General features: G+C 41.5%; 1 protein-coding gene. It reads left to right on the forward strand.

Annotation, left to right across the window (positions count from 1 at the left end):
• Window positions 1–66: 66 nt before the first annotated feature.
• Window positions 67–1,937 (forward strand): choice-of-anchor O protein (locus H5185_RS21880; RefSeq protein WP_182743242.1); only part of this gene is annotated, 1,871 nt, incomplete at its 3' end.

Consider the following 1,937-nt stretch of genomic DNA (forward strand, 5'->3'; position numbering starts at 1 on the left):
GCTTTTTAAATTTCATAATAAAATTTCCTTATTGTCATTATTTAATGAAAATAAGGAAATTTTATTATGAAATTTAAAAAGCTACTCTATTGTATGGCCGCCGCTTATTTATCTACAACTGCATTTTCAATTGTTTTAGCCAGTGACGCACAAGCTTTATCGCCTCATGATGAAGGTGGAGTGCTAACTGAAGATTTAGCCTCAAAAGGCAAAATAAAAAGACTGCCTAATGGTGATTTAGTCAGTGCATATGCTTATGGTAATAGTCAGAATAAGACGGTTTATGACCTGAAGGCGCAAAAAGAGCGCCCTGCTCAGGATATTTTTATTCGGGTATCAAAAGATGATGGTGCGACTTGGAGTGAGCAAGTTAATATTTCTGATACGGCACGTAGAACATCGAAACAAAGCTACTGGGAAACGGATGTTAATGGAGATGTTTCTCTCGGTGATTTTTATGGCGATTCAGGGAAACCAAACATTTTTGCTGCTGGTGGTTATGTTGCTGTTACATGGGATGATAAATATTGTCCTGCAGTAGATGTCGATGTGACTAACCTTGATGATGATATCCCTGATTATAATTACCATCAAGGCGCTGCTACCTATCTTGATCGTGAAGGAAGGCAACTACCTTTTAGTTGTACTTACATTGCCTATACTAAAAATCCTAGTGCTGTAGATGCTGATAATAATCCCACTGGAGGTACGTGGAAGCGTGAACAATTAAGCTTTGGTGAACGTGATGCCAAACAAAATACACCGCGTGCAACCAGTTATAGTGATGGTACAAAAGTCGCGTGGAATGTTGTTTGGCAGGAAGACCCAGAAGGTTTAAAAACGGGCACAGCAGATGGCCCAGGAGATGGTGCCAGTGGTGCTAATGTCAATAAAGGTACTGATATTTGGTATGCCTATATTGAAGATATGAAGGCGCCCGCACTTGCCGATATTTCGTTTGCTGCAAATGTTTCTCGTGTTACCAATAACTTCAAAAAATTCAAAAAACGTGAAGGTGATGATGTCGTTGTAGAATTAACGGGTTATCTTGATCCTATTTGTGCTGCCACACCTGATTGTTTAGACACTCAACCATTATTGGTAGAAACAGGTAAAGAAGGCGCATCACGCGCAAACTTAGGTATGATGCAAGTGCCCGGACAGAAACCAGTCACTATTATTGCTTATGAAGAAACCAAGGGCGGTGGTGAAGGTGTCGATTTTGGTAAAGTTATACGTTATCACCGTTTTACTTTCGACAATCCACCAGCAAGTTATATTAATGTCGCATTTAGTTCCGGTTTGCAAAAAGGTGGCAGCTCAACAGGTGATGCTAAAAACCAGAATCAGCCGGGTGCTAAGGGCAATTTCACTAATAGTGACACTATTAATACCAGTTCTGATCCACAAAGTGAATATCCAGACACAGAGAGTGTTGTTAGCGATGTTTACCAGTCACCAGATTGGGAAGACCCATCTCGTATTGGTTGTGTGATTAGTAATCCAGCAGAAAATGCTCGACGAGTACGTTTCTTCGGTAATCAGGCCGCTGGTATGGATGAGAGTATTAATCAAAGCGGTACCAAGTTCATGTTTTTCTGGAAAGAGGGCGCGTATGACCAAGGTGGCCCTTCTGACATCGTAGGTCGTATTGGTAAGGTCGGTACAGAAGCGGTGAATACAGGCTTGACTCCAGTTGATTTAATACCCGCTGTAGATACCAATTTTACTACGTTTACCCGTTATGTACTGACATCTACAGGTTCAGTGGTTTATCCCGATGGAGTCGGCGGCTATGTAGATGGTTTGGGTAATACCGTCGTTGTTGCAGAAGGGGATGCAGTATTAGATGTAACCTATGAGGAAGCGGGTGGCTGTAATTATTATTTAACTGATGATGATCGAGATCATGTCCCCCCAATCACACTATCTGATCG

The sequence above is a fragment of the Shewanella sp. SG44-6 genome (genome assembly GCF_014164185.1).
Classification (GTDB): domain Bacteria; phylum Pseudomonadota; class Gammaproteobacteria; order Enterobacterales; family Shewanellaceae; genus Shewanella; species Shewanella vesiculosa.